A 26,334-nucleotide genomic window follows, 5' to 3' on the forward strand; every position below is an offset into this window, starting at 1 on the left:
AGCAGGGGGCCCCTGCCAACACCGCCGGCTCAGCCAGCGAGCGTGAGGGTCGCCAGGTAGTAGGGGGCGTCGCGGTCGTCCACGTCGGCCAATCGCCACGGCGAGCCGTGCAGCAGCTCCGTCAGCTCGTCGACCGAGCAGACCAGGTAGTCGAACCACTCGGTGCCGAGCTGCCGGTAGCGCAGCCGCAGCCGCAGCTGGCCGCCGAGCCGGCCACGCCGCCGGTTCAGCTCGTGGTAGCCGGTGTGCAGCGGGTCGGTGGTCCCGTACGGGTCGGTGCCGTGCGCGATGACCTGCGCCCCGGGCCGGGCCAGCGCGGCGAGCGCGGTGAGGAACCCGGGTGCCCGCTCCCGCCCCTCGATCAGCCCGAGGTTGTTGCCGAGCAGCAGGAACGTGTCGTACCGCCGGCCGTCGGCGACGTGCTCGTCGATCGTGCCGTGCACCAGGTCCCGGACGCCCCGGTGCCGGCTGACCCGCAGCGCGCCGAGGGAGGTGTCCAGGCCGGTGACCGGCACGCCGCGCTCCTGGAGGTGCAGCGCGATCCGGCCGCCGCCGACGCCGATGTCGAGCGTCCGGCCGCGGACCCGGTCCACCGCCCGGTGGTCGTACGGCTGCCACGCCTGCGGCGGGTCGAGGTAGTGCGCGGCGGGCGCGCCGTTGACCAGCCCGTCGTCCCGTTCGATGATCTCGATGACCGGCCGGGGCAGGCGCCCGCCGACCAGCGGCCGGGGGCCGATCCCGGTGGCCACTGCGTACGCGTCGCGGATCAGCTCGCCGAACACGTCGCCGATCGTCGGTTCCCCCGTCACGGCGATCACGCTATCCGGGCTGCGATCGGTTGTCGCAGCCGTATCCTGGGCGGCGTGACCGACCTGGACCGCCTGGGGGCGGAGAAGTACGTCCTGCTGACCACCTTCCGCAAGGACGGCCGGGCGGTGCCCACCCCGGTCTGGGCGGTCCGGGACGGCGACGCCCTCGCGGTGTGGACGGTGTCGGACTCCGGCAAGGTGAAGCGGATCCGGCGCGACGGCACGGTGACCGTGGCGCCCTGCGACGTGCGGGGCAATCCGCACGGCCAGGCGGTGCCGGGCCACGCGACGATCTGCGACCTCACCGGCACCCGCCGGGTACGCGACCTGCTGAAGCGGAAGTACCGGCTGCTCGGTCGGCTGAGTCTGCTCGGCAGCCGGCTGCGCCGGGGCGAGCGCGGCACGGTCGGGCTGCGGATCACCCTGGACGTCTGAGCCGGGCGCGGCGCACGTCGGACGACCGACCCGGACGCGATTCAGGGGCGGCGGATCGTCGCTGTCGCGTACGTCCGGCCGCCCCTGAATCGGAACGCCTGTTGAATCGTCCGGGTCGTCAGTCTCCCTGACGCTGCTGCGGGATCTGGCCCTGCAGCAGTGCCCTGACCTCGGACTCGCGGTAACGGCGGTGGCCGCCCAGGGTCCGGATGGCGCTGAGCTTGCCAGCCTTGGCCCACCGGGTCACCGTCTTCGGGTCGACACGGAACATCGACGCCACCTCGGCCGGCGTGAGTAGCGGCTCTGGTTCATGCGTTCGCGATGCCATCGGGTCACTCCTCCACGTGTATAGACATCGGCCGGGGTCCCGCCGGCCGACGCGTCTCCCATGGTCCGGCTAGTCCCCGATGTCCGACATGGGCCGAACGGCTGAAGGTCCCTAGACGGACGGATGAACCATGCCCGATTTTTACGACTTTTATGCCGCAGAAAGTACCTTATTCGGACTCATGATCACGGTTCGTGATCCGCCAACTACGAGCTAACCTCGAATTGGGAGCGCTCCACGGGTGATTTGCGGTTAGTTGCACCGCTCCAGCAGCTGCACGGCGCGCCACCGGGCGACGAGCGTGTCGTACGCCGTCGAGGCCTCCTCCGCCTCGCCCCGGGAGAGCCCGGCCAGGCCCTTCGCCACCAGGTCGGTGGAGTCGTCGGCCAGCAGGGTCTCGTCCGGCAGCAGCTGCACCAGGCCGCCGTAGTCCAGTTCCACCACCGAGCGCGGGTGGAACTCCTCCAGCCACCGGGCCGCCTCCTCGACCGCCTCGGTGATCGGCGCCTCGCCGACCGACTTGCGCAGCACCGACAGCGCCCGGGACGACCGGCGGCGGGCCTTGGAGATCTCGGTCCGGTAGCGCAGCGCCCGGCGGCCGGGGTCGGTCACCAGGTTCCGCTCGGCCGACTCGAAGAGCACGAACCAGCGCAGCGGCACCCCCCAGGTGGCGATCTGCTCGTGCACCCGGGGCACCCCGTGCTCCAGCACCCGCGCCCCGCTGCGCCAGTCCTCCACCACCGCCTTGGCCTGCCCGGCCAGGATCGGCGGGACGAAGGCGTCGGCCAGCACCGACGGCACCCCGTCCCGGGCGCTCAGCGCCGCCTCGGCCACCCGGATCCGCAGGTTCCAGGGGCAGACCAGCAGGCTGTCGTCGGTCTCCAGGACGTACGCCTCGTCCGGCAGGTCGGGCAGCCGGGTCCAGCCCGCGCCGAGCGCCTCGATCACCGCCGTCCGCTGCCGGACCGGCCCCTCCAGCGGGGCCACCGCGCGGCCCTCGTTGACGTACCGGCGCCAGAACGACTGGCGGTCCCGATCGAAGGCGGTCAGCGGCTCGTACACGCGCAGGTAAGAAGCGAAGAGCGACGGCACGGCGCGATCCTCCCACGAGACGGGACCCGTACGTAGCCGCCGCGACGGGGGTACGTGACGTGCGCGACAGTACGGCTTCGGCCGATATTAGGCTCAGCAGCACCGGCACCATCCCGCCGGCGTGCCACCAGGTCCGCACCCCACAAGGGCGCACACCGTCACAGGAGTCAGCCATGGGCGTATTTGCCAGCACCGAAGACCCGGGATCCACCGGGCACGAACAGGTCGTGTTCTGCCAGGACAAGCAGTCCGGCCTGAAGGCGATCATCGGGATCTACTCCACCGCGCTGGGCCCCGCGCTCGGCGGCACCCGGTTCTACCCGTACGCGAGCGAGGACGAGGCCCTCGCCGACGTGCTCGACCTCTCCCGCGGCATGGCGTACAAGAACGCGCTGGCCGGGCTGGACCTCGGTGGCGGCAAGGCGGTCATCTGGGGCGACCCGGAGCAGATCAAGAGCGAGGCGCTGCTGCGCGCGTACGGCCGCTTCGTGGAGTCCCTGAACGGGCGCTACTACACCGCCTGCGACGTCGGCACCTACGTCGCCGACATGGACGTGATCGCCCGGGAGACGAGCTACGTCACCGGCCGCAGCGTCGAGCACGGCGGCGCGGGTGACTCCTCGATCCTCACCGCCTGGGGCGTCTTCCAGGGCATGCGGGCCGCCGCCGAGCACGTCTGGGGCACTCCCTCGCTCACCGGCAGGCGGGTCGGCGTGGCCGGCCTGGGCAAGGTCGGCAAGTACCTCACCGGCCACCTGCTGGACGACGGCGCCGAGGTGGTGGCGACCGACGTCAACCCGAAGGCGCTGGAGTGGGTGCGCGCCACCCACCCGCAGGTCGCCCTGGTCGACGACGCCGCAGCGCTCGTCGCCGCCGACATCGACGTGTACGCCCCCTGCGCGCTGGGCGGCGCCCTCAACGACGACACGGTGCCGGTGCTGCGGGCGAAGGTGGTCGCCGGCGCGGCGAACAACCAGCTCGCCCACCCGGGCATCGAGAAGGTCCTCGCCGACCGGGGCATCCTCTACGCCCCCGACTACGTGGTGAACGCCGGCGGCGTGATCCAGGTCGCCGACGAGATCGAGGGCTTCAACTTCGACCGGGCCAAGCTGCGGGCCACCCGGATCTACGACACCACCCGGGAGATCCTCCGGCTCGCCGACGACGAGGGCGTCCCGCCGGCGGTGGCCGCGGACCGGCTCGCCGAGCGGCGGATGGCCGAGGTCGGCCGGCTGCGCACGATCCACCTGCGGTGAATGTCACCCGGGGGCGGGTCGTCGGGTCCGCCCCCGGGCCATGGGTCGCGGGGCAGCGGCGTTAAACTGGAAATTGGGGGGCTTCGTGCCGGTTTGACCGCTGTCACGGCCGGTCCCGGCCATCGGTCCTTACCGGGTACACTTTGTGACGGCCGGATCACTGCGACGCGCAGGACCGGCTGACGGTAACCCGAGGTGCCGAACGGCGGCATCCCCATGTACCGTAAGAGCCACGAGAGATGCCTGACGTCATCGGGGCCCGCCTTCGGGCTGCCCCGCATTCTGTGCGAGGGGGTCGAGCCATGGGGCGCGGCCGTGCTAAGGCCAAGCAGACGAAGGTGGCCCGGGAGTTGAAGTACCACTCCCCGAACACCGACCTCACCGCCTTGCAGCGCGAACTGGCGGGTGCTGGTGGGAAGTCTGAGCAGCACTTCGACGACGACTACAAAGAGTATGTCGACGACGATGATGAGGATCACGCGGACGAGGACCCGGACACCTGGGTCCGTCCGACCCGCTGACCTCCGGACGCAGCTGAGCACGCGGTAACTCCCCGCGTGCTCACGCATGTGCCCATCCAACGCGGCGCAACCGACGATCAGGGACCTCGCCCTGCCGGAAACCTCTCCGGCTGGTCGGCGGGTCCCTGATCTCGGACGCGTACCCCTCAGCGGGGCCGGTTGTTCCAGTTGTAGAACGTCGGGATGTTCTCGAAGTGGTTCCACGCGCACACCGCGCTGGCACCGTCGCCGCCCGCCACCTCCGCCCGCAGCCGCCGTGCGGCCTCGGCCTCATGGAGCAGTGCGGTCAACCCCACGGCGGCTTCCCGCACCCGGTCGACCACCGGATCCGGGTCGGCACCCCCGACGCCCTCAGGCTGCCGGCGACTCGTGGTCTCTGGCATGCTCCAACACTCCCTCCAGTAGGCGGATCTTGCTGTTGCGGCAGTGCTCGGTCTCCGTACCGTCGAAACGCCCCAGCTCGAAGTAGCGGTTGGCGGCATGACCGCCCCCGCAGAACCCGAAGTAGGGGCAGGACGACCGGCACGCCTCCACCCCGGCGAGGAACTCGCCCACCCAGGGCGTCCGGCCGGCGTCGGCCAGGATCTCGACCAACGGTGTGGCCAGCACGTTGCCACTGCTGAAGTCGCCGTACCGGGGATCGGTGAAGCCCGCCAGCTCCGGGGAGAGCACCACCACCGAACCGTCGTGGGCGACGGTGGGGATCGGATCCAGGCTCCGGGGCAGCAGCCCGTCCGCCGTACCGGCCAGCACCGCCCCGGCGTACCGGAGCGACCACTCCACCTCCCGCAGGTGGATCCGCGGATCCCGGCGCCAGGCGGCGACCAGTTCCGCCCAGAACGCGGTGACCGCGCCGGCGTCCCGGGCGTTCGTCCGCGTGTTGACCCCCTCGGTCTCCTCGATGTTGACGCCCAGCACGTCGCAGCCGAGGCCGAGGAAGTAGTCGTACAGTTCGGTGGCCAGCCCCGGGCCGGGCCGGGACACCACCGCGAGCGCCGAGAAGGGCAGCCCGTGCCGGCGCAGCGCCGCCACCCCGGCCACGATCCGGTCGTACGCCGGCCGGCCGCCCCGGGTGACCCGCTCGGCGTTGCGCTCCCGCGGCCCGTCCACGCTGACGCTCACCCGGATGCCGTGCTCGGCGAAGAACGCGCACCAGGCGTCGTCGATCAGCGTGGCGTTGGTCTGGATGTGGTGCTCCACCTCCGGCCCGAACGGGGCCAGCAGCGCCGCCAGATGCTCCCGTCCCGCCGCCAGCGGCTCCCCGCCGTGCCAGACCACGGAGAAGCGGCCGGCGGCCGCCCACGGGTTGACCGACGCCGCCACCGCCTCGGCCACCGCCACCGGCATCCGCTGGTCGGCCGCCCGCATCGGCAGATAACAGTAGGCGCAGTCCAGGTTGCAGAGAGTGGTCGGCTGCATCACCACGTACGAGGGGACCGCGGCGATGCCGCGCATCCCGCTCGATGTACGAGCAGCCATCAACCCTCCCCCGTCCAGCCCGAAGTGCCCTTCAGGCTAGGCGGAGGTGGCCACTCGGGTGAACCCCCGATCAGGTGCCTGGATGATCAGCAGAGCGTGATCAACCCCGGGTGTGCTGCCCGATCATCTGCACGTTGCCCGAGCCCTCGATGATCTCGCCGGCCCGCCAGGCGTCCACGCCCCGACCCGTCAGCGTGGCCAACGCGCGGTCGGCGTCCTCCGCCGAGACGATCGCGAACATGCCGACGCCCATGTTGAACGTCGCCTCCATCTCCGGGTCCTCGATCCGGCCCTTCGACTGGATCAGGTCGAAGATGGGCTGCGGCTTCCAGGTGGAGCGGTTCACCACGGCGTCGACGTGCTCCGGCAGGACGCGGACCAGGTTGCCCGGGATGCCGCCGCCGGTGACGTGCGCCAGCACCCGCACCTCGGCCTCGGCGATCAGCTTGAGGCAGTCCTGCGCGTAGATCTTGGTCGGGGTGAGCAGCTCCTCGCCGAGGGTCCGCTGTCGGCCGAAGTCGTCGATCACCACGTCCAGCCGCATCCGACCGGCGCCCAGCAGGACGTGCCGGACCAGCGAGTAGCCGTTGGAGTGCAGGCCCGAGGAGCGCATCGCGATGACGACGTCGCCCACCTCGACCCGCTCCGGGCTGAGGAGCTCGCTCTCCTCGACCACACCGACGCCGGTGGCGGAGATGTCGTACTCGTCGGGGCGTAGCACGCCCGGGTGCTCGGCGGTCTCCCCGCCGAGCAGCGCGCAGCCAGCGTACCGGCAGCCGTCGGCGATGCCCGCGCCGATCTCGGCGACCTTGTCCGGCACGACCTCCCCGGTGGCAATGTAGTCCAGCAGGAAGAGCGGCTCCGCGCCGCAGGCCACCAGGTCGTCGACGACCATCGCGACCAGGTCGATGCCGACCGTGTCGTGGATGTCGAGCTGCTGGGCGATGACCAGCTTGGTGCCGACCCCGTCGGTGGAGGAGGCCAGGATCGGGTTCTTGTACTTCTTGGTGTCCAGCCGGAACAGGCCGGCGAAGCCGCCCAGGTCGCCCATGACCTCCGGGCGCCGGGTCTGCTTGACCTTGGACTTCAGCAGCTCGACCGCGCGGTCGCCCGCCTCGATCGACACCCCGGCGTCGGCGTACGAGACCGAGCGTTTGCGCGGCGAGCGGCTGGTGCCGGCCGTCCAGGGCTGGCGGTCGCCACCGGCGCCCGTCGGGCTGCTTCCTGCGCCGCTGCGCTCGGACACGTGCGTCACGGTTCTCCCCTTTGTGGTTCTCGCGGGGCCGCCGTTGCGGTGGCGGCTTCCGCGTCGGGTGGTGCTACGGGCGGTGGGTGGCAACGCCGCCCGGAGTGGCGACGAGCGGAGGGGTGGCGTGCCCGCCGGCGTCGGACGCCTCGGAGGCGACCCGGCGGCCGACCCCTTCGAGCACGTGCTTGCCGATCAGGTTCCCGGCCGGCAGCTCGATCGGGTACTCCCCGTCGAAGCACGCCCGGCAGAGCCGGGTCTTCGGCTGCTCGGTCGCGGCGATGAGGCCGGGGAGCGAGACGTAGCCCAGCGTGTCGGCGCCGATCGAACGCCGGACGCCTTCGTTGTCCAGCCCGTTGGCCAGCAGTTCGGCCCGGGTGGCGAAGTCGATGCCGTAGAAGCAGGGCCAGTTGACCGGCGGCGAGGAGATCCGGACGTGCACCTCCAGCGCCCCCGCCTCGCGGAGCATCCGGACGATGGCCCGCTGGGTGTTGCCGCGCACGATCGAGTCGTCCACGACCACCAGGCGCTTGCCCCGGACGTTCTCCCGCAGCGGGTTCAGCTTGAGCCGGATGCCGAGCTGGCGCAGGGTCTGCGACGGCTGGATGAACGTGCGCCCGACGTACGGGTTCTTCATCAGGCCGGCGCCGTAGGTGATGCCCGACTCCTCGGCGTACCCGATCGCGGCCGGCGTGCCGGACTCCGGCACCGGGATCACCAGGTCGGCCTCGACCGGGTGCTCCTTGGCGAGCTGGCGGCCGATCTGCACCCGCGCGGCGTGCACGTTGCGGCCGGCGATGGTGGCGTCCGGGCGGGCGATGTAGACGTACTCGAAGAGGCAGCCCTTCGGCTCCGGCGCGGCGAACCGGGCCGAGCGCAGGCCGTCCTCGTCGATCGCGATCAGCTCACCCGGCTCGACCTCACGGACCACGCTCGCGCCGACGATGTCCAGCGCGGCGGTCTCGCTCGCCACCACCCAGCCGCGCTCCAGCCGGCCGAGCACCAGGGGCCGCACGCCGTGCGGGTCGCGGGCCGCGTAGAGCGTCGACTCGTCCATGAAGACGAAGCTGAAGGCGCCGCGCAGCTGCGGCAGCACCTCGAGGGCGGCCGCCTCGACGGAGAGATCCGGCCGGCTGGCCAGCAGCATGGTGACCAGCGAGGTGTCGTTGGTCGAGCCGTCGGCGACCAGCCCTCGCTCGGCCACCTCACGCTGGAGCTCGGCCGTGTTGACCAGGTTGCCGTTGTGGGCCAGGGCGATCGTGGTGCCGGAGGTGGTCGACCGGATGGTCGGCTGGGCGTTCTCCCAGGTCGAGCCGCCGGTGGTGGAGTAGCGCGCATGGCCGATCGCCAGGTGGCCGCGCAGGCTGGCCAGGGTCGGCTCGTCGAAGACCTGGGCCACCAGCCCGAGGTCCTTGTAGACCACCACGCCCGATCCGTCGCTCACCGCGATGCCGGCGGCCTCCTGGCCACGGTGCTGGAGGGCGTAGAGCCCGAAGTAGGTGAGGTTCGCGACCTCCTCGCCCGGCGCCCAGACGCCGAAGACGCCACACGCGTCCTGCGGGCCGGGTCGCTGGGGGTCAAGGTCGTGGCTCAGCCGGCCATCGCCTCGGGGCACGTGCCGCTCCCTCATGCTGCTCTGGACTGGCCTGGGCGGAGTCGGGGGGCAGCTCCGCACGGTCGGCCGGGACCGTCGTCGCCTGACAGTGTACGCGAATCGGGATCGGCACTGATAGTCACGATTCGCCTGCTCATCGTGACCAGAGGTCCGGCGTCCGCCCACTAGTGCTCTGACCATAAAACGTTCGCCGGGATGGTCGGGGTTGGGGAGAGTGTCGTAGGGGTGGTGTTGACTCCGGTTCATGCCTCGCCGTCGGGATCCCGCTTTGCCGCGGGTCGTGCATCGCACGGCTCGCCTTGCTGTGCGAGTGACGCCGGCGCAGCGGCGGCGGTGTTTCGGGCTGCTCCGCTCGGCCGGTGATGTGTGGGCGTGCGTGTTGGAGGTGAATGCGTGGCGGCGCCGCCGCCGGGACGTACCCCTGTCCGGTTATCAGGAGTTGTGTCGGGAGTTGGCGGCGTCGGGGTCGGGCACGTTCGCCGAGCTGGATTCGGTCGACGCCCGGTCGGTATTGCGCCGGTTCTCCGATGCGTGGTTCGCGGCGGCGAAACGCCGCAGCGCCGGTGACCTGTCGGCGCGGTTCCCGCGTCGTCGGCGACGGTTGGTGCCGGTGCGCTGGTATCACGGCACGTTCACCCTCGACAGACTTCGGGTGCGCATCCCGACCGCGAAAGGCACGTCGCCGTTGTGGGTGCGCCTGGCGCGCGACGTGCCGTATCCGGTCGAGCAGGTCCGCTCGATCACGCTGCTTTGTGAGGGTGGCCGACTGTTCCTCGACGTGACCGCCGAGGTGCCGGTGGCCGTCTATCCGTCCGGTGAACGACCGGATCCGGGCAGGGTGGCCGGGGTGGATCTGGGGATCATCCACCCGTACGCGGTGGCCGGCCCTGGCGGGGAGGGGTTGTTGGTGTCGGGGCGGGCGATCCGCGCGGAGCACCGGATGCACCTGGCGGACACCAACGCCCGCCGTCGTGCCGTCTCGCGGCGGGCGCCGAAACGTGGTGAGCGGGGGTCGCGGCGGTGGCGGCAGTACCGGCGTCGGGCACGGCTGGTGGAGGGCCGGCACCGGCGCAGGGTCCGTCAAGCCCAGCACGAAGCCGCCCGCGGCGTCGTGTCGTGGGCGGTGCGGCAGCGGGTGGGTGTGCTGCACGTCGGGGATCCCCGCGGGGTGCTCGACATTCCTGCGGGGCGGCGGCACAACCTGCGGTTGCGGCAGTGGCAGATCGGGCGGCTCCTGCAGATCCTCACCGACAAGGCCACCCTCGCCGGCGTCACCGTCCGGCTGGTCGACGAACGCGGCACCTCGTCGACCTGCCCCGCCTGCCGTCAACGAATCCCGAAACCCCGTGGGCGGACCCTGTCCTGCCCGCACTGCGCATTCTCCGGCCACCGCGACCTCGTCGCGGCTGCCAGCATCGCCACCCGTGTTCCGGGCGGCGGACCCACCACCCCGACAGCCGTCGTGCTGCCGGAGGTGGTCACGCACCGTCGAGCCGGCCGGCACCTGCCCGGTGCCGGCAGGTCCCGACGTGACCCCCGCCGCCCACCAAGGACGGCGCGAGGATCAGTTGGCCCGCGGAGGCCCGCCCCACCACCCGGTGGGGAGTCGCTCGCCCAACAGGCGAGGATCCACAACACCCACCGCAAACCCGGTGAACGTTAGTGGACACCGCACTAGAGGGGAAGATGACCGGAAAGGTCCGCCCGGATCCCGCTCGTCCGTACGCGACCCTCGGTGACCGCCTCCGACCATTCGAGGCGACCCGTGGCCAGCGCGAGCCAGGTGGCCGGGTCCATTTCCACCACATTCGGTGGCGTGCCGCGGGTGTGTCGCGGGCCGGCCACGCACTGCACGGCACCGTAAGGTGGGACCCGCACCTCCACCGATCGGCCGGGGGCGCGCTCCGCGAGGAGGGTCAAGAGAGTACGGACCGCTTCCCGGTACACCGGCCGTTCGGGCGTACGCCCCTCGTCCAGCGCCGTCAATGCCGCGACCAGGGCGGCGGATTTAATGTGCGGAGAGGACACGACGGGACGATACGACCCGAGAGCGCAGCCGTCGAGGCTGGCCCTGGGTAGAGATGATCCGGTCAGACAAGGCATAGTTGCCGACGGCGTATTCGTACCGTGAGTGATGAACCCCGGCCCGGCTCCCACCGGCCAGGGAAGTCAGACCGGAAGGCGGTGGACGTGTCAACACACCGACGTGCCTGGAAGCATCGGGCCGGTGTGGTCGTAGCGCTGGTTGCCGGCGCGCTGCTCGCCGCCCCCGCCACACCAGCTCTCGCGGCCGAAGCCACCGTGCAGCCCCAGTCGGTCACCCTCAACGCCGGCAGCGACACCACCGTCACCGTGGTGATCAAGCCGAGCATCGACGACAAGAGTGGCACCATCAACCTGACCGGCCTGCCGGCGGGCGTCAGCTGTTCGGGCGGTTGCGGCAACTTCCAGTTCAACGGCCCCCCCGGCTCGTCGAAGACGCAGTTGCTGACGCTCAAGGCGAACGACAACGCGCCGGACGCCAGCGCGAACGTCACGGTCCAGGTGGTGCCGGACAGTTCCAGCCCCGCCGCGCCGTCCTTCTCCCTGACCGTCAAGGCCAAGGCGGCTCCGTCGCCGACCCAGGCGCAGACGGTCAAGTCGATTTCCGGCAAGGTGGTCGACAGCAACACCGGGGATCCGATCGCGAACGCCACGGTGATGCTGCTCGACTCGCAGCGGCACCAGTACAGCACCAGCAGCGACGGCAGCGGCAACTACCGCTTCGACGGCTCGGCCAGCAACCCGATCGCGCCCGGCCGGATCGACCTCGGCGCTATCAAGAACGACATCAAGGCCACCAAGATGATCAACGCGAACGCCGGGCAGAGCGTGACCGGCCAGCGGATCAGCTTGACGATCAAGGCCGCGGCCACCCCCAGCGCCACCCCCGCGGCGAGCGAGGAGGCCGCGGCGACGGACGAGGCCACCGACGAGGCCACCGACGACCCCTCCGCGGAGGCCGGCCCCGGCCAGCAGCAGGCCGCCGCCAACGAGGACTCCGGCAGCTCCTGGCTGCTGATCCTGCTCGGCGGCCTCTTCGTGGCCGTGGGTGTCGGCACCATCGTGCTGCTCTACATGCGCCGCAAGAACGACGACGACACCGACGGGGACGGCCCGGGCGGCCCGGGTCCCGTGACCGGCGCCGGTGCGGTACCGGGCGCCCGGGGCGCCTACCGGGGCGCCGACGACCACACCCGGGTGGTGAACGGGATGGGCGCCGGTCCGACCCCGACCATGGCCGGTGGCACCCCGCTCAGCGACGCGCCGACGATGATGCACCGACCGGTCGTCGACGATGTCCCGCCGGACCCGTACGGCGCTCCGCCGCCCTCGTACGGCCCTGGCGGGCAGCCGGGCTGGGCCGGCAGTGGCTACGGCGAGGAGGCCCCCGGTCAGGGCGGCTACGGCGCCGGCAACGGCTACGGCAACGCCCCTTCCTCGGGTGGCGGCTACGGCAACTCGCCGTCCTCCGGTGGCGGCTACGGCAGCCGGGACTACGGCGCCGGAGCGGCTGGCTACCCGCCCGCCCAGGGCGCCGGTGGCTACGGCGAGCCGGCCCAGGGCGCCGGCTACGGCGAGCGGTACGACGAGCCGACCGGTCGCTACGCGGGTGACGGCACGCAGTCGTACGTCCCGCCGGCCGACCCGTACCCGACCAGCACCTACCAGCCCCCGGCGGACCAGGGGCGGGGCTACGGCCAGCCGGATCCCGGCCAGTACGGCCGCGGGCCCGAGCCGACCAACGGCTACGGCGCCGGCGCCGGCTATGGCGCGCCGGCCGGCGGCTACGACAGCGGCCGGACGCGCAGCGGCTACGACAACGGCCCTGCGGGTGGTGGGTACGACAACGGCCCCGCAGGTGGTTACGACACCGGTCAGCAGGGTTACGACCAGCGCGGTGGCTACGGCGGCGCCGACGCCGGCTACGGCCAGCCCCAGCAGGGCGGGTACGGCCAGCAGGGCGGCTACGGCCAGGAGCCGCCGCAGCAGCGCAGCGGCTACGACAACCAGGGCTACGACCAGGGCGGCTACTACGCCGACCCGGCGCAGGCCGGTCGGGGTCGTCCGGACGCCCCGCAGGAGCGCGGCGGTCGCCGGCTGGACTGGCTCGACGACTGACCGGGTCGGGGCGTGCACCGCCCCGGTGACCTCGACGGCGGCCGCTCGGAGAATTCCGGGCGGCCGTCGCCGTCATTGCGGGTGGCCGGCGCGGCCGGCGGTAGGGTCTGCCGACGGCTATGAAGCTGACGTCGTCAGTGAATCGCGCCGCAGCCGCGACGCCCACCCCGGACGAGTCTCTCCCCTGACCCCGCCTGAATCGTCCACGTCATCAGGTCCATAGCGTCCCGGTCCACCACGGCAGGCCAGGCGACCGCGTCGACGGCAGGGCGAGCACAAGGGCAAGGGCAAGGGCAAGGGCCGAATGCGGGCCGGCAGGACCGGGTCAGGCGGCGGAGAAGAAGCCCCGCCGCAGCACCGGCACCACGTCCGAGACGTCGACCTGGACCGCGACCTCCACGTCGGCGGCGAAGCCGCCCTCGGCGAGTTCCCGGCCGGAGACGCAGCCCCGGACCGCCGCCGGCACGTCCGGCGTGCTGGCCAGCGCGGCCAGCGCCATCGCGGCCTCCACCGAAAGCCCGCCCGGCACGCCGGCGAGGGCATCCAGCACGCTGGCCGCCCCGAGCTGGTCCTCCACCGAGGGACGCAGCGAGCCGTCCGGCCACCGTTCGCCGGCGGCGACCACACCGACCGGGGCGTCGGTCGAGCCGTACCCCTCGGCGCGCAGCCAACGCCCGACGGCGCGCGCGTTGCGCAGGCACGCCGCGACCACCGGCAGGCCGGTGGCGCTGGCGGCGGCGCTGATCGCCGAACCGTTCGGCGACGGCAACACCAGGTCGGGGACGACCGGCGCGGTGCGCAGCGCGGCCGGGGACAGCGACCACGGGTGCTCCGGGGTCACCCGGCGGCGGCCGACGGCCGCGACGGCGCCGACCCGGCGGGCGTACTCGGCCGCCTGCTCACCCCAGGGGAAGGGGTGCACCCGCATGCCGCGGCCGACCGCCACCTCCACGGCGGTGGTGAACGAGAGGACGTCCACCACCACCAGGGCGGCACACACCCGGCCGAGTTCGGCCGCCCCGGTCAGCCCCCAGTCGAACCGGGCGCCGGAACCGGGCTGTGCGTAGACGGCCGCGGCCAACGCCTCAGCGCTGATCGGGCGCGGTGGGCTGGTCCGACTCACCGGAGGAGGCGGGCGCGGACCCGTCCGGGCCCGTCCCGGACGCGTCGGGACCGCCGTCGGTCGTCGCCGCGTCGGCGGCACCCTCGGTGGCGGGCACCGTGCCCTCGGCCGGCTGCTCGACGGTGGCCGGCAGGACGCCGGTCGCCCCGGTCCGGGCCGCCTCCACCTCCACCTGGGCCGCCTCCGCGCCGCCGAAGAGCCGCGGCAGCGTCTCGGTGTGCGCCGTGCGGAGCTCGTCCAGGCCGATCCGGAACTGGCCGTGCACCTCCAGGGCACCGCCGGCGGGGTCGGTGACCCCGATCAACTCCCACGGCACCCCACGCTCGGCGCAGAGGGCGGTGAACGCCTTCTCGTGCCCACGCGGCACCGACACCAGGACCCGCCCGGCGGACTCGCTGAACAGGTAGACGAACGGCATCGAACCGCCGGTGAAGTGCTCCGGCACCGCGATCCGGGCGCCGACGCCCCGCCGCAGGCAGGACTCGACCAGGCTCTGGGCCAGACCGCCGTCGGAGAGGTCGTGCGCCGAGCTGAGGTGGCCCACCCGGGCCGCCTCGGCCAGCAGCTCGGCGAGCTGCCGCTCCCGGGCCAGGTCGACCTGCGGCGGGATACCGCCCAGGTGCTCGTGCGTCACCCAGGCCCACTCCGAGCCGGAGAGCTCCACGTGCGTCTCACCGAGCAGGAAGAGCTGGTCGTGGTCGCCGCCCGGCCGCGGCACGAAGCCCATCGGCACCCGCTCGGCCACGTTGTCCAGCACGCCCAGCACGCCGACCACCGGAGTCGGGTGGATCGCCGCGGCGCCGGTCTGGTTGTAGAAGCTGACGTTGCCGCCGGTCACCGGGATGCCCAGCTCCAGGCAGCCGTCCGCCAGGCCGCGGACGGCCTCGGCGAACTGCCACATCACGCCCGGGTCCTCCGGCGAGCCGAAGTTGAGGCAGTTGGTCACGGCGATCGGCTTCGCGCCGGTCACCGCCACGTTCCGGTACGCCTCGGCGAGCGCCAGCTTGGTGCCGTGGTACGGGTCGAGACGCGCGTACCGGCCGTTGCCGTCGACGGAGAGGGCGACACCCAGGCCGGTCCGCTCGTCGATCCGGATCACGCCGGAGTCCTCCGGCTGGGCCAGCACGGTGTTGCCCAGCACGTACCGGTCGTACTGCTCGGTGACCCAGGTCTTGTCGGCCAGGTTCGGCGACGCGATCATGCGCAGCACGGTCTCCCGCAGCGCCTCCGGGTCGTTCGGCCGGGGCAGCGTCTCGGCCCGGTCCGCCTGGAGCAGGATCAGGTCGGCCGGCTCGCGCATCGGACGGGCGTAGACCGGCCCGTCGTCCACCAGCGAGCCCGGCGGGACGTCGACCACGATCTGGTCGCGCCAGGTGACCAGCAGCCGGCCCGGCTGGCCGTCCGGTGCCGGCGGGGTGACCTCACCGATCGCGGTGGCGAGCACGCCCCACTTCTCAGCGGTCTTGAGCACCGCCTCCAGCTTGTCCGGGGCGACGACCAGCAGCATCCGCTCCTGGGACTCGCTGGCCAGGATCTCGTGCGGCTCCATCGACGGCTCGCGCAGCGGCACCCGCTCCAGCCAGACCCGCATGCCGGTGCCGGCCGCGGCGGCGGTCTCGGTGAGCGCGCAGGTCAGGCCGGCACCACCCAGGTCCTGGATGCCGACGACCAGCTCGGCGTCGTACAGCTCGAGGCAGGCCTCGATCAGCAGCTTCTCGGTGAACGGGTCGCCCACCTGTACGGCCGGGCGGCGCTGCTCGCTGGCCTCGTCGAAGGTGGCGCTGGCCAGCACCGACACGCCGCCGATACCGTCCCGGCCGGTCTTGGCGCCCATCAGCACCACGATGTTGCCCGGGCCGGCGGCGGCCTTGTTCTGCAGCCGGTCGACGCGCAGCACGCCGAGGCAGAGCGCGTTGAGCAGCGGGTTGCCCTGGTAGCTGGGGTCGAAGACGAGCTCGCCGCCGATGTTCGGCAGGCCGAGGCAGTTGCCGTAGCCGCCGACGCCGGCGACCACGCCGGTCAGCACCCGGGCGGTGTCCGGGTGGTCGGCCGCGCCGAAGCGCAGCGGGTCCATCACCGCGACCGGGCGGGCGCCCATGGCGAGGATGTCCCGGACGATGCCGCCGACGCCGGTCGCCGCGCCCTGGTACGGCTCGACGAAGCTCGGGTGGTTGTGCGACTCGACCTTGAAGGTCACCGCCAGCTCGTCGGAGACCTGCACGACGCCGGCGTTCTCACCGATGCCGGCGAGCAGCCGGTCGCTCGGCGGAGCCTTCTCGCCGAACTGGCGCAGGTGCACCTTGCTCGACTTGTAGGAGCAGTGCTCACTCCACATGATCGAGTACATGGCCAGCTCGGCCTGGGTGGGCCGGCGGCCGAGGATGTGCCGGATGCGGTCGTACTCATCGTCGCGGAGGCCCAGCTCGGCGTACGGCTGGAGCTCCTCCGGCGTGCCGGACGCCCGGGGCACGGTGTCCACGCCGAGGGCCCAGTCGTCGGCCGGGGCGGGCTCGACGTGGCGACCGGCATCGGCCGGGCCGGCCTGCGGCACCACGGCGGCCGCACGCGGCTCCACCGGGGCGGCCGGGAAGGCACCCGGCGTCTCCCGTACGGCCGGATCCGGATGGGTGGTCATGACCTCTCCTCGCTGCGCTCGCCGCTGTACCGGCGGGTGAGCCGGCCGATGATCCCGCGCACGGTCACGCCGGCGCCCCCACCAGGTGCTTGAGCACCGAGGTGAAGAAGCCGAGACCGTCCAGGGAGGGGCCGGTGAGGGCCTCCACCGCGTGCTCGGGATGCGGCATGATGCCGACCACGTTGCCGGCCTGGTTGGTGATCGCGGCGATGTCGCGCTGCGAACCGTTGGGGTTGCCGCCGAGGTAGCGGGCGACGACCCGACCCTCGGCCTCGAGCTGGTCCAGCGTCGCGGGGTCGGCGACGTAGCAGCCCTCGCCGTTCTTGACCGGGATGAGGATCTCCTGGCCCGGCTGGAACGCGTTCGTCCAGGCGGTGCCGGTCGACTCCACCCGCAGGACCTGGTCCCGGTTACGGAAGTGCAGGTGCTGGTTGCGGGTGAGCGCGCCGGGGAGCAGGTGGGCCTCGCAGAGGATCTGGAAGCCGTTGCAGATGCCGAGCACCGGCAGGCCACCCCGGGCCGCGTCCACGATCGTCTCCATCACCGGGGCGAACCGGGCGATGGCGCCGCAGCGCAGGTAGTCACCGTAGGAGAAGCCACCCGGGAGGACGGCGGCGTCCACCCCGTACAGCTCCGGATCACCGTGCCAGAGGCGCACCGGCTCGGCGCCGGCGATCCGGACGGCACGGGCCGCGTCCCCGTCGTCGAGCGAGCCGGGGAACGTCACCACACCGACCCGGGCGGTCACTGGTGCGCGTCCACGGTCTCGTCGGTCTCGACCACGCGGACGGTGAAGTCCTCGATGACCGGGTTGGCGAGCAGCTTGTCGGCGATCTCCCGGGCCCGGTCCAGGTCCGGTTCACCGGTGAACTCGATCTCGATCCGCCTGCCGATCCGGACCGAGGCGACGTCACTGACGCCGAGCCGGGGCAGCGCGTTTGCGACGGCCTGGCCCTGGGGATCGAGGATCTCGGGCTTGAGCATGACGTCGACGACGACGCGAGGCACTGGGCACTCCTGACTGTGTACGCAGTTGGGTGCCGACCCACAAGGGGCGAGCGCAGCCAGCGTACCTGGCAGATACCGTCCCGGCCGCACCGGCCGGGCGCGGTCCAGGCACTGATCAACATAACCGGCGGAGAGCGGGCCGGCGGGCTGTCGGGTCGGTCGGGAAACCTGCCCGTACCAGGCGTTTTACAGCGCCACAGGTGGCCAAATTGTTACATCGGCCGCCGTCGCGCTACTGCATGTCGCACGCCTCACCGCCTTGCGGAGCGCATCGGTGAGCTTCCATGCCGCCAGGTCCGTCGGCGCAGCCGCGAAAGGACCGGATCGCCTGGGCGTGGCGCGGCGCCCGTCCCCTGCTGTCGGCTCCGGCCGCTTTTCGGACTGATCACGCCTTCTCGGGCATCCGACACGGTAGCGGCCCGGCGATCGCCTACTGGCCGATGTCCGACAGTTGCCGGCCCTCCGGGTGGCCGACGGCCCTCCCGACCCCGGCGCGCCGTTTTGCAGCATCCGATCAGGTGAACAACCCTCACGAAAGACCCGCTCCCCGCCTGACAGCATCGGAACCGTGCTGGTCGTGACGACGGATCAACTGCCCGGCTACGAGATCCGCCAGATCCTCGGCGAAGTGGTGTCCTCGATGGCCAGGACCCGGAACCCGTACCGCGAGGGGGTGAAGAACCTGCGCGGGGGCGCGTACGACCCGATGGCGCCGGACAACCTCACCCGCTGGCGTACCGACTCGGTGGCCCGGCTCGGCGAAGAGGCCGAGCGGCTCGGCGCGAACGCGGTGATCGGTATGCGCTTCGACAGCCGGGACTGCGGCGAGATGTGGATGGAGATCTGCGCGTACGGGACGGCGGTGATCGTCGTACCCAAGATGCCGGACGTCATGCCCGCCGACCAGCCCATGGTGGCCGCGGAATCCGCCCACGAGCCGGAGATCGCGTCCGCCCCCGGCGGCATCGCCGAACCCGCGAGCGCCCCCAATCTCTCCTCGGCCGCCGAAACCCCCACCCGCGACTCCTGACCGGACCCGCCCACCTGAATCGATCATGAAGTTGTTGTTCTCGCCGTCGGCGTGTCGCGGCAACAACTTCATGATCGACGTCGGCTCCCCGAGCGGCCGGGGAGGGGCAGTCAGAGGATGGGGGGCGGGGAGTAGGCGGCGGCCTGGGGGTGGGCGGCGACCACGTCGGCGATGCGGGCGGTGATCCGGTCGACCTGGGCGGCGGCGGTGCCGACGAAGGCGTTGCGGTCGGCCACCAGGGAGTCGATCTCGGCGCGGCTGAGGCCCAGGCGGCCGTCGGCCGCCAGGCGGTCGAAGAGGTCGTTGTCGGGGGCGCCCTTCTCCCGCATGGCGAGGGCCACGGCGACCGCGTGCTCCTTGATCACCTCGTGCGCGACCTCCCGGCCGACGCCCCGCCGGACCGCCGCGACCAGGATCTTCGTGGTGGCCAGGAACGGCAGGAAACGCTCCAGCTCGCGGTTGATCACCGCCGGGTACGGCCCGAACTCGTCCAGCACGGTGAGGAAGGTCTGGAACAGCCCGTCGGCGGCGAAGAACGCGTCCGGCAGGGCCACCCGGCGGACCACCGAGCAGGAGACGTCCCCCTCGTTCCACTGGTCACCGGCCAGCTCGCCGACCATCGACAGGTAACCCCGGATGATCACCGCGAAGCCGTTCACCCGCTCGGAGGAGCGGGTGTTCATCTTGTGCGGCATCGCGCTGGAGCCGACCTGACCCGGCTTGAAGCCCTCGGTGACCAACTCCTGGCCGACCATCAGCCGGATCGTGGTGGCCAGCGACGACGGCGCGGCGGCGACCTGCGCCAGCGCGGAGAGCACGTCGAAGTCCAACGACCGCGGGTAGACCTGGCCGACGCTGTCCAGCACCCGGGCGAACCCGAGGTGCTCGGCCACCCGGCGCTCCAGCTCCGCCACCTTGCCGGCGTCACCGTCGAAGAGGTCGAGCTGGTCCGCGGCGGTGCCGACCGGACCCTTGATCCCACGCAGCGGGTACCGGCCGATCAGGTCCGTCAGCCGGTCGTACGCGATCAGCAGCTCCTCCGCCGCCGACGCGAAGCGCTTGCCCAGCGTGGTGGCCTGCGCGGCCACGTTGTGCGACCGGCCGGTCAGCACCAGGCCGGAGTACTCGTGGGCGTGCCAGGCGAGCCGGGCCAGGGTGGCGACCACCCGGTCCCGGATCAGCTCCAGCGAGGCCCGCACCTGCAACTGCTCGACGTTCTCGGTGAGGTCCCGGGAGGTCATCCCCTTGTGCACGTGCTCGTGCCCGGCGAGCGCGCTGAACTCCTCGATCCGGGCCTTCACATCGTGCCGGGTGACCCGCTCGCGCTGCGCGATCGAGGCCAGGTCGACGTCGTCGACGACCCGCTCGTACGCCTCGACCACCCCGTCCGGCACCGGCACGCCCAGGTCCCGCTGGGCCCGGAGCACGGCCAGCCAGAGCCGGCGCTCCATGCGTACCTTCTCCTCGGGCGACCAGAGGGCGACCAGCTCGGGCGAGGCGTACCGGTTGGCGAGCACGTTCGGGATCGTCGTCACGCGCCTCATTCTCCCGTACCCGGCGCACGGCCCTGCACCAGGCCACCGCGGGGATATACTGCTGAAGCTTGCCGTATATAGGGGGCCGGATGACCAAGATCCTCGTGGATGTCGACGACGACGCGCTGGCCGACGCGGCCGAGGCGTTCGGCACCAGGACGAAGAAGGACACGGTCAACGTGGCGCTCCGCGAGGGAGCGGCACGAGTGCGCCGGGCCCGCGCGCTCGCCGAACTGGCGAGCCGTGGGCAGGCCGGCGACTTCGACGAGCTGCTCGACAAGCCGACGTACCGGTCGTGAAGCTCGCCGACTACCTGGTCGACACCAGCGCCCTCGTCCGACTACTCCGGGATCCCGAGACGCTGGCCCGCTGGGAGCCAACTGTCACCGCCGGTCTCGTCGCCGTCTGCCCCCTCGTCGAGCTGGAATTCCTCTACTCGGCCCGGTCCGCCGCCGACCGCGCCCACCTCGAGCAGCAACTGCGCGTCGTCTTCGGGTGGGTGGCCATGCCCGACCGGATCTACGAACGGGCGACCGAGATCCAGGTCGAGCTGACCGGACGGGGTCAACACCGGTCGGCCGGCGCGGTCGACCTCCTGATCGCCGCCACGGCCGAGTACCAGGGGCTCTCCCTGCTGCACTACGACCGCGACTTCGACCAGATCGCCGCCGTGACCGGCCAGCCGATGCGCTGGCTGGCACCGGCCGGCTCGATCAAGTAGGCGATGGCCGGCTCCGTCGGCCCTGGCTGAAGGCCGCCGGGCTGGCCGGGGACGTGGCGCCACCGCGCCCCCGGCCGGGCGCCACGGCGTCAGTCGACCGTGATCGCGGGGTCCAGGGCGAACGCGGTCAACTGCGCCAGGGTGAGGGGCGAATCCTCGCCGTCGGCCTGGACGGTCACGATCAGGAATATCCCGTCCGGCCGTTCCACCCAGGACGTCGTGGCGCAACGAGAATGTGGCAGTGGTGGTCGGGGCGGGCGCCCCGGGCCGCGAAGGAGGACGGCTGACCGGATTACGGTTCGTCCAGGACTGGATCTTCTCGCCACCCGGCCCCGTACTGTCGACGCAGCCGTTCTGCTTGATCATGTCCGCGGTGCACGGATCAAGCTTCCAGGCCCGGTCAATCTGCACGAGGAAGTCGCCGAACCGGTCACCCGACCGGATCCGACCCGTCCCGAAGTAGGGCGAACTGGAGCTGCCGGAATTCCACGTCGCCAGGTCACCTCGCGGGTTCCCGCTGTCCGTCGCCCACTGTACGCCGGGGGCATGCCTTGCAAGCGCCGCGAAGACGGCCTGGTCGAGCGGCGTGAAGGTCCGTCCTGGCTCGGGGCGGGGGGTCCTCGCGAGGTGCGGCGTGGGGCTCCCGGACGTCACCGGCGCGTCCTTCCCCTGACCACCCGCCAGCGCCACCGGCACGGTGACCCCCAGCACCGTGATGGCCGCGGTCGCCGCCAGCCGGATCCGCCGCAGTCGGCGCTGCCGGCGCTGCCGGCGCTGCCGGCGCTGCCGGCGCTGCCGGGCGATGATCCGGTCCACATCGATGGAGGTGGGCGGAATCTCCCCGACCGCCTCCCGGAAGATCCCCCGGTAGCTCATGCCCGCTCTCCGTTCTCCGTGGGATCCACCGTCGCCAGTAGGTGCAGGCTCGCCAGCCCCCGCGCCGCCTGGCTCTTGACGGCGCCGGCGCTGATGCCCAAAGCCCGCGCCGTCTCCTCGACCGAGAGGTCGCAGTAGAAGCGGCAGGACGATCACCGCACGTCGTCGCCGGGGTAGCTGGGCCAGCAGGTCGCGCAGCAGTTCCCGATCGGCCAGCGCCGCATCGGGAAGTTCCAGATGAGCCTGGTCGGGCAGCTCGCCGGTAGCCCGCTCCCGCCGCCACGGCCGGCGGCGCTCGTCCAGCCAGGCATTGGCCAGCATCGCCCGGACGTACGCGTCGACGTTCTCCATCGCGCGCACCCGCCGCCAGTGCCGGTAGAGCTTGCCGATGATGATGGAGAGCAGGTCGTCGGCGGTGTGCCAGTCGCGGCAGAGCAAGAAGGCCATCACCCGCAGCGGCTCCAGCCGAGCCGCCACGAACTGCCGGTACTCGTCCTCGTCTACGCCTTTCACCGCGCCGGCCCTCTCGTCCATCTCATGTCTGGGGAACGACGCGGCGACGAGGTTGCTTCGAAGCGAGATGTCAGACGGCGTGAGCGGTTGGTGTCGGTCCATTCCCGAGTTCCATCAGCTCGGCAGCGGGGTGGAACGGCCGCCCTCCTTGGACGTCTTCGATACGCTCTGCGCCTTATGCCGGCCCGGACAGCGGGCTGCCGGAAAGTAGTAGATCATCGTCTCCATCTCACTTCCGGCACGCGCCGGGTCCTTCTTCCTCGACCGAGGACACGCATGCGCAAACCCTCCCTCGCCGGGCTCACCGCTGTCGCGCTGACCGGCGGCTCCCTGCTCTCCGCCGCGTCCCCCGCCCAGGCCGCCGACCCGACGGTCCTGTACGTCCGCCAGCAGTCCACCGACTGCTCGGACACCGGGTTCGGCACGCTGGCGCAGCCCTTCTGCTCCATCGGTCCGGCCGTCGCGCTAGTCACCGCCGGCCAGACCGTCGATGTCGGCCAGGGCACCTACCCGGAACGCATCACCATCGGCACCTCCGGCACGGCGGACCAGCCGATCACCATCCTCGCCAGTGGCGTCGCCACCCTCAGCGGGGCGACGGCCGGCTTCGTCATCGACGGCCAGCACGACATCGTGCTCCAGAACCTCCGGGTGACCAAGGCGGTCGACGTGCCCGCCCTCGACCTCCACAACGCCGCCGGCATCACGATCCAGGGCGGCACCTACGCCATGGCCGACGTCTCCACGGCGCCCGCCGTACGGCTCACCGGGGTTACCCGGTCGACCCTGAAGCAGCTCACCGCCAGCGGAAAGGCGCCCGTCGCCGCGTTGACTTTGGACGCGACGACCACCGGTGTCGTCGTCCGCTCCGCAAACGTGCTGAGCTGGTCGAACTACGACCTCGTCGACCACAGCGTGGGCGTCAAGGTCGACGGGCCCGGGAACACCGTCCTGAACAACAACATCAGTGGCTTCACCGGCGCGGCGATCGCGGTGGGACCGGACGCGGCCGGCACGGTGGTGGCCAACAACCAGGTCGGCAGCGGCGCGGGCGCCGGCATCCACAACCGTGGTGCCGCCGGCACGGCGATCACCAACAACAGCGTCACCGGTCGTTGCCTCGACGGCATCCGGGTCGACGGGGCGTCGACCGGCGTGTCGGTGCAGAACAACGCGCTGACCTCGAACGGGCTCTTCGGCCAGAGCTACTGCGACCCGTCGGCGGACCCGGGTGCGGAGATCGGCGTCTACGGCGACGCCGGCAAGGACACGGTGGTCGACTACAACAACACCTACCACTTCGCCTCGCCGTCCGGGACCGCCTACTCGTGGAACGGCACGCGGATGGGTCTGAACGCTTTCCGTGCCGCGTCGGGCCAGGCCGCCCACGACAGGGACACGCCGTACAGCTGGGACAGAGAGGACTCGGCCAACTCGGCGGCCCCGGGCTATCAGGCCACCGACCGGGTCGGGGCCGCCCGGGTGGACAATCCCTCTCGGGCCGACACCGGCGCCGGGCCGGTCACCTACGCCGACCGGGGCTCGCTCGAGACCCTCGGCAGCCCCTACGCCCAGCTCGACACGGCGTTGGATCTCGGCGCCGGTTCCGTCACAGCAGACGCCTCCGCCTCGCTAAACGGCTACGTGCCAATCACCTCGTACGTGTTCGACTTCGGTGACGGCACGGTCCTGACGCAGGCCACCCCCGTCGCCTCGCACCGCTACGCGACCCCCGGCGACTACAACGTCTCGGTGCAGGTCTCCGGCAGCGACGGCCGGTCCAGCAGCGCCACGCAGGGCATCACCATCCTGCGGCGTACCGGCACGATCGGGCTCCTCGCCCTGACGAACCTCCGCTACCCGGCGGTGGCCTTCGCCGGCAGCACACTGGTGGCCGACCAGCCCGCGCTCGGCGCCACCGCCCAGTTCGACCTCGCAGATGCCGGCAACGGCCAGGTGGCCCTCTTCTCCCGGGCCGCCCGCCGGTATGTCAAGGGCAACGGCACGCTCATTCCCGCCAGCACCATGGCCAGCACGGCCGAGCATTTCAACCTGCTCCGCAACGCGGACGGCACTGTCAGTCTGCGGGCGGCGGCCTCGAACCGCTACGTGAGCGTCCCGTCGGCCACCATGCCGCTGACCGCCGACTCCACCACGATCGGCACGGCGCAGAAGTTCTACCGGGTCACCGTCACCGACGCCGACCGGTCCCTGAAGGCCGGCGCGAACGGCCGGTATGTCACGGCCGAGAGCCGGGGCACGAAGCCGCTCATCGCCAACCGGACCACGGTCGGCCCGTGGGAGCGGTTCGACCTGGTCGACCTCGGCAACGGGCAGATCGCCATCTTCGCCCGCGCCGACAACAAGTTCGTCAGCGCCGACAGCAAGGGCACCCTGCCGCTGATCGCCAACCGGGCGTCCGTCGGCGCCTGGGAACGGTTCACCCTGATCCGCAACACCGACGGCACGGTCAGCCTCAAGGCCGCGATCAACGCCCGCTACGTCACCGCCGAAAACGCTGGAGCCAAGCCGCTGATCGCCAACCGCACCGCCATCGGCCCCTGGGAGAAGTTCACCCTCGGCTGAGCCCGCACCACACGTTCGACGCCCGCCCGGCACGATCCGGGCGGGCGTCGCCGTTCGTACCGAAGTCAGCGCTCCAGGATCGCCGTGACGCCCTGCCCGCCCGCGGCGCAGATCGAGATCAGGCCCCGCCCGCTGCCCTCCTCGGCGAGCAGCTTGGCCAGGGTGGCCACGATCCGGCCGCCGGTGGCGGCGAACGGGTGCCCGGCGGCCAGCGACGAGCCGTTGACGTTGAGCCGGTCCCGGTCGATCGACCCGAGCGGCGCGTCCAGGCCCAGCCGCTCCTTGCAGAACTCCGGCGACTCCCAGGCGGCCAGCGTGGCCAGCACCTGCGAGGCGAACGCCTCGTGGATCTCGTAGTAGTCGAAGTCCTGGAGGGTCAGCCCGGCCCGGGCCAGCATCCGGGGCACCGCGTACGCGGGGGCCATCAGCAGCCCCTCGTCGCCGTGCACGAAGTCGACCGCAGCGGTCTCGGACCAGCTGAACCAGGCCAGCACCGGCAGGCTGTGCTCCCGCGCCCACTCCTCCGACGCCAGCAGCACGGTGGAGGCACCGTCGGTGAGCGGCGACGAGTTGCCGGCGGTCATGGTGGCCCGCTCGGCGTCGGGGCCACGGTGGCCGAAGACCGGCTTGAGCGAGCCGAGCTTCTCCAGGCTGGTGTCGGGGCGCAGGTTCTGGTCCCGGTTGAGCCCGAGGTAGGGGGTCATCAGATCGTCGAAGAAACCCTTGCCGTACGCGGCGGCGAGCCGCTGGTGGGAGCGGAACGCCAGCTCGTCCTGGGCCTGCCGGTCGACGTTCCAGCGCAGCGCGGTCCGGGCCGCGTGCTCCCCCATCGACAGCCCGGTACGCGGCTCCGCGTTGCGCGGGATCTCCGGCTTGAACGGCTGGTGCGGGCGGAACTTCGCGGCGACCTTCAGCCGTTCGCCGAGGGTCCGGGCGGAGTTGAGCTGGATCAGGGTGCGGCGCATCTCCTCGTTGACGGCCAGCGGCGCGTCCGAGGTGGTGTCCACGCCACCGGCGACGCCCACGTCGAGCTGCCCGAGGGCGATCTTGTTGGCGACCAGGATGGCCGCTTCCAGGCCGGTGCCGCAGGCCTGCTGGATGTCGTACGCGGGGGTGCGCGGGTCGAGCCGGGAGCCGAGCACCACCTCGCGGGTGAGGTTGAAGTCCTTCGAGTGCTTGAGCACCGCGCCGGCGACCACCTCGCCGACCCGCTGGCCGGCCAGCCCGAACCGGGCCACCAGGCCGTCCAGGGCCGCGCCGAGCATGTCCGCGTTGGACGCGTGCGCGTACCGGGAGTTGGAGCGGGCGAAGGGGATGCGGTTGCCACCGATGACCGCGACCCGCCGGACACTCTGCACGATCGGC

General features: G+C 72.0%; 24 protein-coding genes. 9 read left to right on the forward strand and 15 right to left on the reverse strand.

Going from position 1 to position 26,334, the window contains the following annotated elements:
- Positions 1 to 29 precede the first annotated feature (29 nt).
- Positions 30 to 809: a class I SAM-dependent methyltransferase gene (locus tag OG799_RS27940; RefSeq protein ID WP_406039116.1), complete on the reverse strand. Its 780-nt coding sequence runs from the start codon at positions 807 to 809 to the stop codon at positions 30 to 32.
- 54 nt (positions 810 to 863) lie between these two features.
- Here OG799_RS27940 and OG799_RS27945 point away from each other — a divergent pair, with 54 nt between their 5' ends.
- A complete protein-coding gene (locus tag OG799_RS27945) occupies positions 864 to 1,244 on the forward strand; it encodes a PPOX class F420-dependent oxidoreductase (protein ID WP_406039118.1) in 381 nt (126 codons plus the stop codon).
- A gap of 118 nt (positions 1,245 to 1,362) precedes the next feature.
- On the opposite strand, the gene OG799_RS27950 is transcribed toward OG799_RS27945, so the two are convergent.
- Both OG799_RS27950 and OG799_RS27955 read right to left on the reverse strand, forming a co-directional pair.
- Positions 1,363 to 1,572: a BldC family transcriptional regulator gene (locus OG799_RS27950; protein ID WP_007073996.1), complete on the reverse strand. Its 210-nt coding sequence runs from the start codon at positions 1,570 to 1,572 to the stop codon at positions 1,363 to 1,365.
- 252 nt (positions 1,573 to 1,824) lie between these two features.
- Positions 1,825 to 2,664: a hypothetical protein gene (locus tag OG799_RS27955; RefSeq protein WP_406039121.1), complete on the reverse strand. Its 840-nt coding sequence runs from the start codon at positions 2,662 to 2,664 to the stop codon at positions 1,825 to 1,827.
- A gap of 173 nt (positions 2,665 to 2,837) precedes the next feature.
- Between OG799_RS27955 and OG799_RS27960 the strand changes: the two genes are divergently transcribed.
- A complete protein-coding gene (locus tag OG799_RS27960; protein WP_406039123.1) occupies positions 2,838 to 3,920 on the forward strand; it encodes a Glu/Leu/Phe/Val dehydrogenase in 1,083 nt (360 codons plus the stop codon).
- A gap of 302 nt (positions 3,921 to 4,222) precedes the next feature.
- On the forward strand, positions 4,223 to 4,441 hold the full coding sequence (locus tag OG799_RS27965) for a DUF3073 domain-containing protein (protein ID WP_130330566.1): 219 nt from the start codon (positions 4,223 to 4,225) through the stop codon (positions 4,439 to 4,441).
- A 146-nt stretch (positions 4,442 to 4,587) separates the two neighbouring features.
- On the opposite strand, the gene amcA is transcribed toward OG799_RS27965, so the two are convergent.
- From amcA to purF, 4 genes are all read right to left on the reverse strand, one after another.
- Positions 4,588 to 4,824: a multiple cyclophane-containing RiPP AmcA gene (gene amcA / locus OG799_RS27970; protein WP_406039125.1), complete on the reverse strand. Its 237-nt coding sequence runs from the start codon at positions 4,822 to 4,824 to the stop codon at positions 4,588 to 4,590.
- A complete protein-coding gene (gene amcB / locus OG799_RS27975) occupies positions 4,793 to 5,896 on the reverse strand; it encodes a cyclophane-forming radical SAM peptide maturase AmcB (protein WP_406046427.1) in 1,104 nt (367 codons plus the stop codon). The genes amcA and amcB overlap by 32 nt, the downstream gene beginning before the upstream one ends.
- A 124-nt stretch (positions 5,897 to 6,020) precedes the next feature.
- Entirely contained in the window at positions 6,021 to 7,175 is a 1,155-nt protein-coding gene (purM, locus tag OG799_RS27980) for a phosphoribosylformylglycinamidine cyclo-ligase (RefSeq protein WP_406039127.1), read from the reverse strand.
- Between the two features lie 64 nt (positions 7,176 to 7,239).
- Positions 7,240 to 8,781 (reverse strand): amidophosphoribosyltransferase, encoded by a 1,542-nt coding sequence (gene purF / locus OG799_RS27985; protein ID WP_406039129.1) that lies wholly within the window; start codon positions 8,779 to 8,781, stop codon positions 7,240 to 7,242.
- 244 nt (positions 8,782 to 9,025) lie between these two features.
- On the opposite strand from purF, the gene OG799_RS27990 reads away from it, so the two are divergent.
- Positions 9,026 to 10,444, forward strand: coding sequence for an RNA-guided endonuclease InsQ/TnpB family protein (locus OG799_RS27990; protein ID WP_406039131.1), 1,419 nt, complete (start codon positions 9,026 to 9,028; stop codon positions 10,442 to 10,444).
- A gap of 11 nt (positions 10,445 to 10,455) precedes the next feature.
- Here OG799_RS27990 and OG799_RS27995 read toward each other — a convergent pair whose 3' ends face one another.
- On the reverse strand, positions 10,456 to 10,779 hold the full coding sequence (locus OG799_RS27995) for a sterol carrier family protein (RefSeq protein WP_406046428.1): 324 nt from the start codon (positions 10,777 to 10,779) through the stop codon (positions 10,456 to 10,458).
- A 192-nt stretch (positions 10,780 to 10,971) separates the two neighbouring features.
- Here OG799_RS27995 and OG799_RS28000 point away from each other — a divergent pair, with 192 nt between their 5' ends.
- Positions 10,972 to 12,942 (forward strand): carboxypeptidase regulatory-like domain-containing protein, encoded by a 1,971-nt coding sequence (locus tag OG799_RS28000; RefSeq protein ID WP_406039133.1) that lies wholly within the window; start codon positions 10,972 to 10,974, stop codon positions 12,940 to 12,942.
- 325 nt (positions 12,943 to 13,267) lie between these two features.
- Here the strand turns inward: OG799_RS28000 and OG799_RS28005 are convergent, their stop codons facing one another.
- The 4 genes from OG799_RS28005 to purS all read right to left on the reverse strand — a co-directional run bounded on the left by OG799_RS28005 (position 13,268) and on the right by purS (position 17,708).
- The gene (locus tag OG799_RS28005) at positions 13,268 to 14,023 is read right to left on the reverse strand and encodes a 2-phosphosulfolactate phosphatase (protein WP_406046429.1); all 756 of its coding nucleotides are present in this window, start codon (positions 14,021 to 14,023) and stop codon (positions 13,268 to 13,270) included.
- 4 nt (positions 14,024 to 14,027) lie between these two features.
- Positions 14,028 to 16,700 (reverse strand): phosphoribosylformylglycinamidine synthase subunit PurL, encoded by a 2,673-nt coding sequence (gene purL / locus OG799_RS28010; RefSeq protein WP_406039135.1) that lies wholly within the window; start codon positions 16,698 to 16,700, stop codon positions 14,028 to 14,030.
- A 64-nt stretch (positions 16,701 to 16,764) separates the two neighbouring features.
- Positions 16,765 to 17,448 carry a phosphoribosylformylglycinamidine synthase subunit PurQ gene (gene purQ / locus OG799_RS28015; RefSeq protein ID WP_406039137.1) on the reverse strand — a complete coding sequence of 228 codons (684 nt, stop codon included), beginning with the start codon at positions 17,446 to 17,448 and terminating at the stop codon, positions 16,765 to 16,767.
- Positions 17,445 to 17,708 (reverse strand): phosphoribosylformylglycinamidine synthase subunit PurS, encoded by a 264-nt coding sequence (gene purS / locus OG799_RS28020; protein ID WP_393180097.1) that lies wholly within the window; start codon positions 17,706 to 17,708, stop codon positions 17,445 to 17,447. The genes purQ and purS overlap by 4 nt, the downstream gene beginning before the upstream one ends.
- A 466-nt stretch (positions 17,709 to 18,174) precedes the next feature.
- Here purS and OG799_RS28025 point away from each other — a divergent pair, with 466 nt between their 5' ends.
- Positions 18,175 to 18,738 (forward strand): YbjQ family protein, encoded by a 564-nt coding sequence (locus OG799_RS28025; protein WP_406046430.1) that lies wholly within the window; start codon positions 18,175 to 18,177, stop codon positions 18,736 to 18,738.
- Between the two features lie 110 nt (positions 18,739 to 18,848).
- On the opposite strand, the gene purB is transcribed toward OG799_RS28025, so the two are convergent.
- The gene (gene purB, locus OG799_RS28030) at positions 18,849 to 20,273 is read right to left on the reverse strand and encodes an adenylosuccinate lyase (RefSeq protein ID WP_406039140.1); all 1,425 of its coding nucleotides are present in this window, start codon (positions 20,271 to 20,273) and stop codon (positions 18,849 to 18,851) included.
- 89 nt (positions 20,274 to 20,362) lie between these two features.
- Here purB and OG799_RS28035 point away from each other — a divergent pair, with 89 nt between their 5' ends.
- Positions 20,363 to 20,572, forward strand: a complete 210-nt coding sequence (locus OG799_RS28035) for a type II toxin-antitoxin system VapB family antitoxin (protein WP_406039142.1) — start codon at positions 20,363 to 20,365, stop codon at positions 20,570 to 20,572.
- Positions 20,569 to 20,994: a PIN domain nuclease gene (locus OG799_RS28040; RefSeq protein ID WP_406039144.1), complete on the forward strand. Its 426-nt coding sequence runs from the start codon at positions 20,569 to 20,571 to the stop codon at positions 20,992 to 20,994. Before OG799_RS28035 ends, OG799_RS28040 begins: the two co-directional genes overlap by 4 nt.
- An 872-nt stretch (positions 20,995 to 21,866) precedes the next feature.
- On the opposite strand, the gene OG799_RS28045 is transcribed toward OG799_RS28040, so the two are convergent.
- Positions 21,867 to 21,971 carry a hypothetical protein gene (locus tag OG799_RS28045; RefSeq protein WP_406039146.1) on the reverse strand — a complete coding sequence of 35 codons (105 nt, stop codon included), beginning with the start codon at positions 21,969 to 21,971 and terminating at the stop codon, positions 21,867 to 21,869.
- A gap of 688 nt (positions 21,972 to 22,659) precedes the next feature.
- Between OG799_RS28045 and OG799_RS28050 the strand changes: the two genes are divergently transcribed.
- Positions 22,660 to 24,969 (forward strand): PKD domain-containing protein, encoded by a 2,310-nt coding sequence (locus tag OG799_RS28050; RefSeq protein ID WP_406039148.1) that lies wholly within the window; start codon positions 22,660 to 22,662, stop codon positions 24,967 to 24,969.
- A 65-nt stretch (positions 24,970 to 25,034) separates the two neighbouring features.
- Here OG799_RS28050 and OG799_RS28055 read toward each other — a convergent pair whose 3' ends face one another.
- Positions 25,035 to 26,327 (reverse strand): acetyl-CoA C-acetyltransferase, encoded by a 1,293-nt coding sequence (locus OG799_RS28055; protein ID WP_406039150.1) that lies wholly within the window; start codon positions 26,325 to 26,327, stop codon positions 25,035 to 25,037.
- Between the last annotated feature and the right edge of the window lie 7 nt (positions 26,328 to 26,334).

It is taken from the genome of Micromonospora sp. NBC_00898 (genome assembly GCF_045207895.1).
Lineage (GTDB): Bacteria > Actinomycetota > Actinomycetes > Mycobacteriales > Micromonosporaceae > Micromonospora.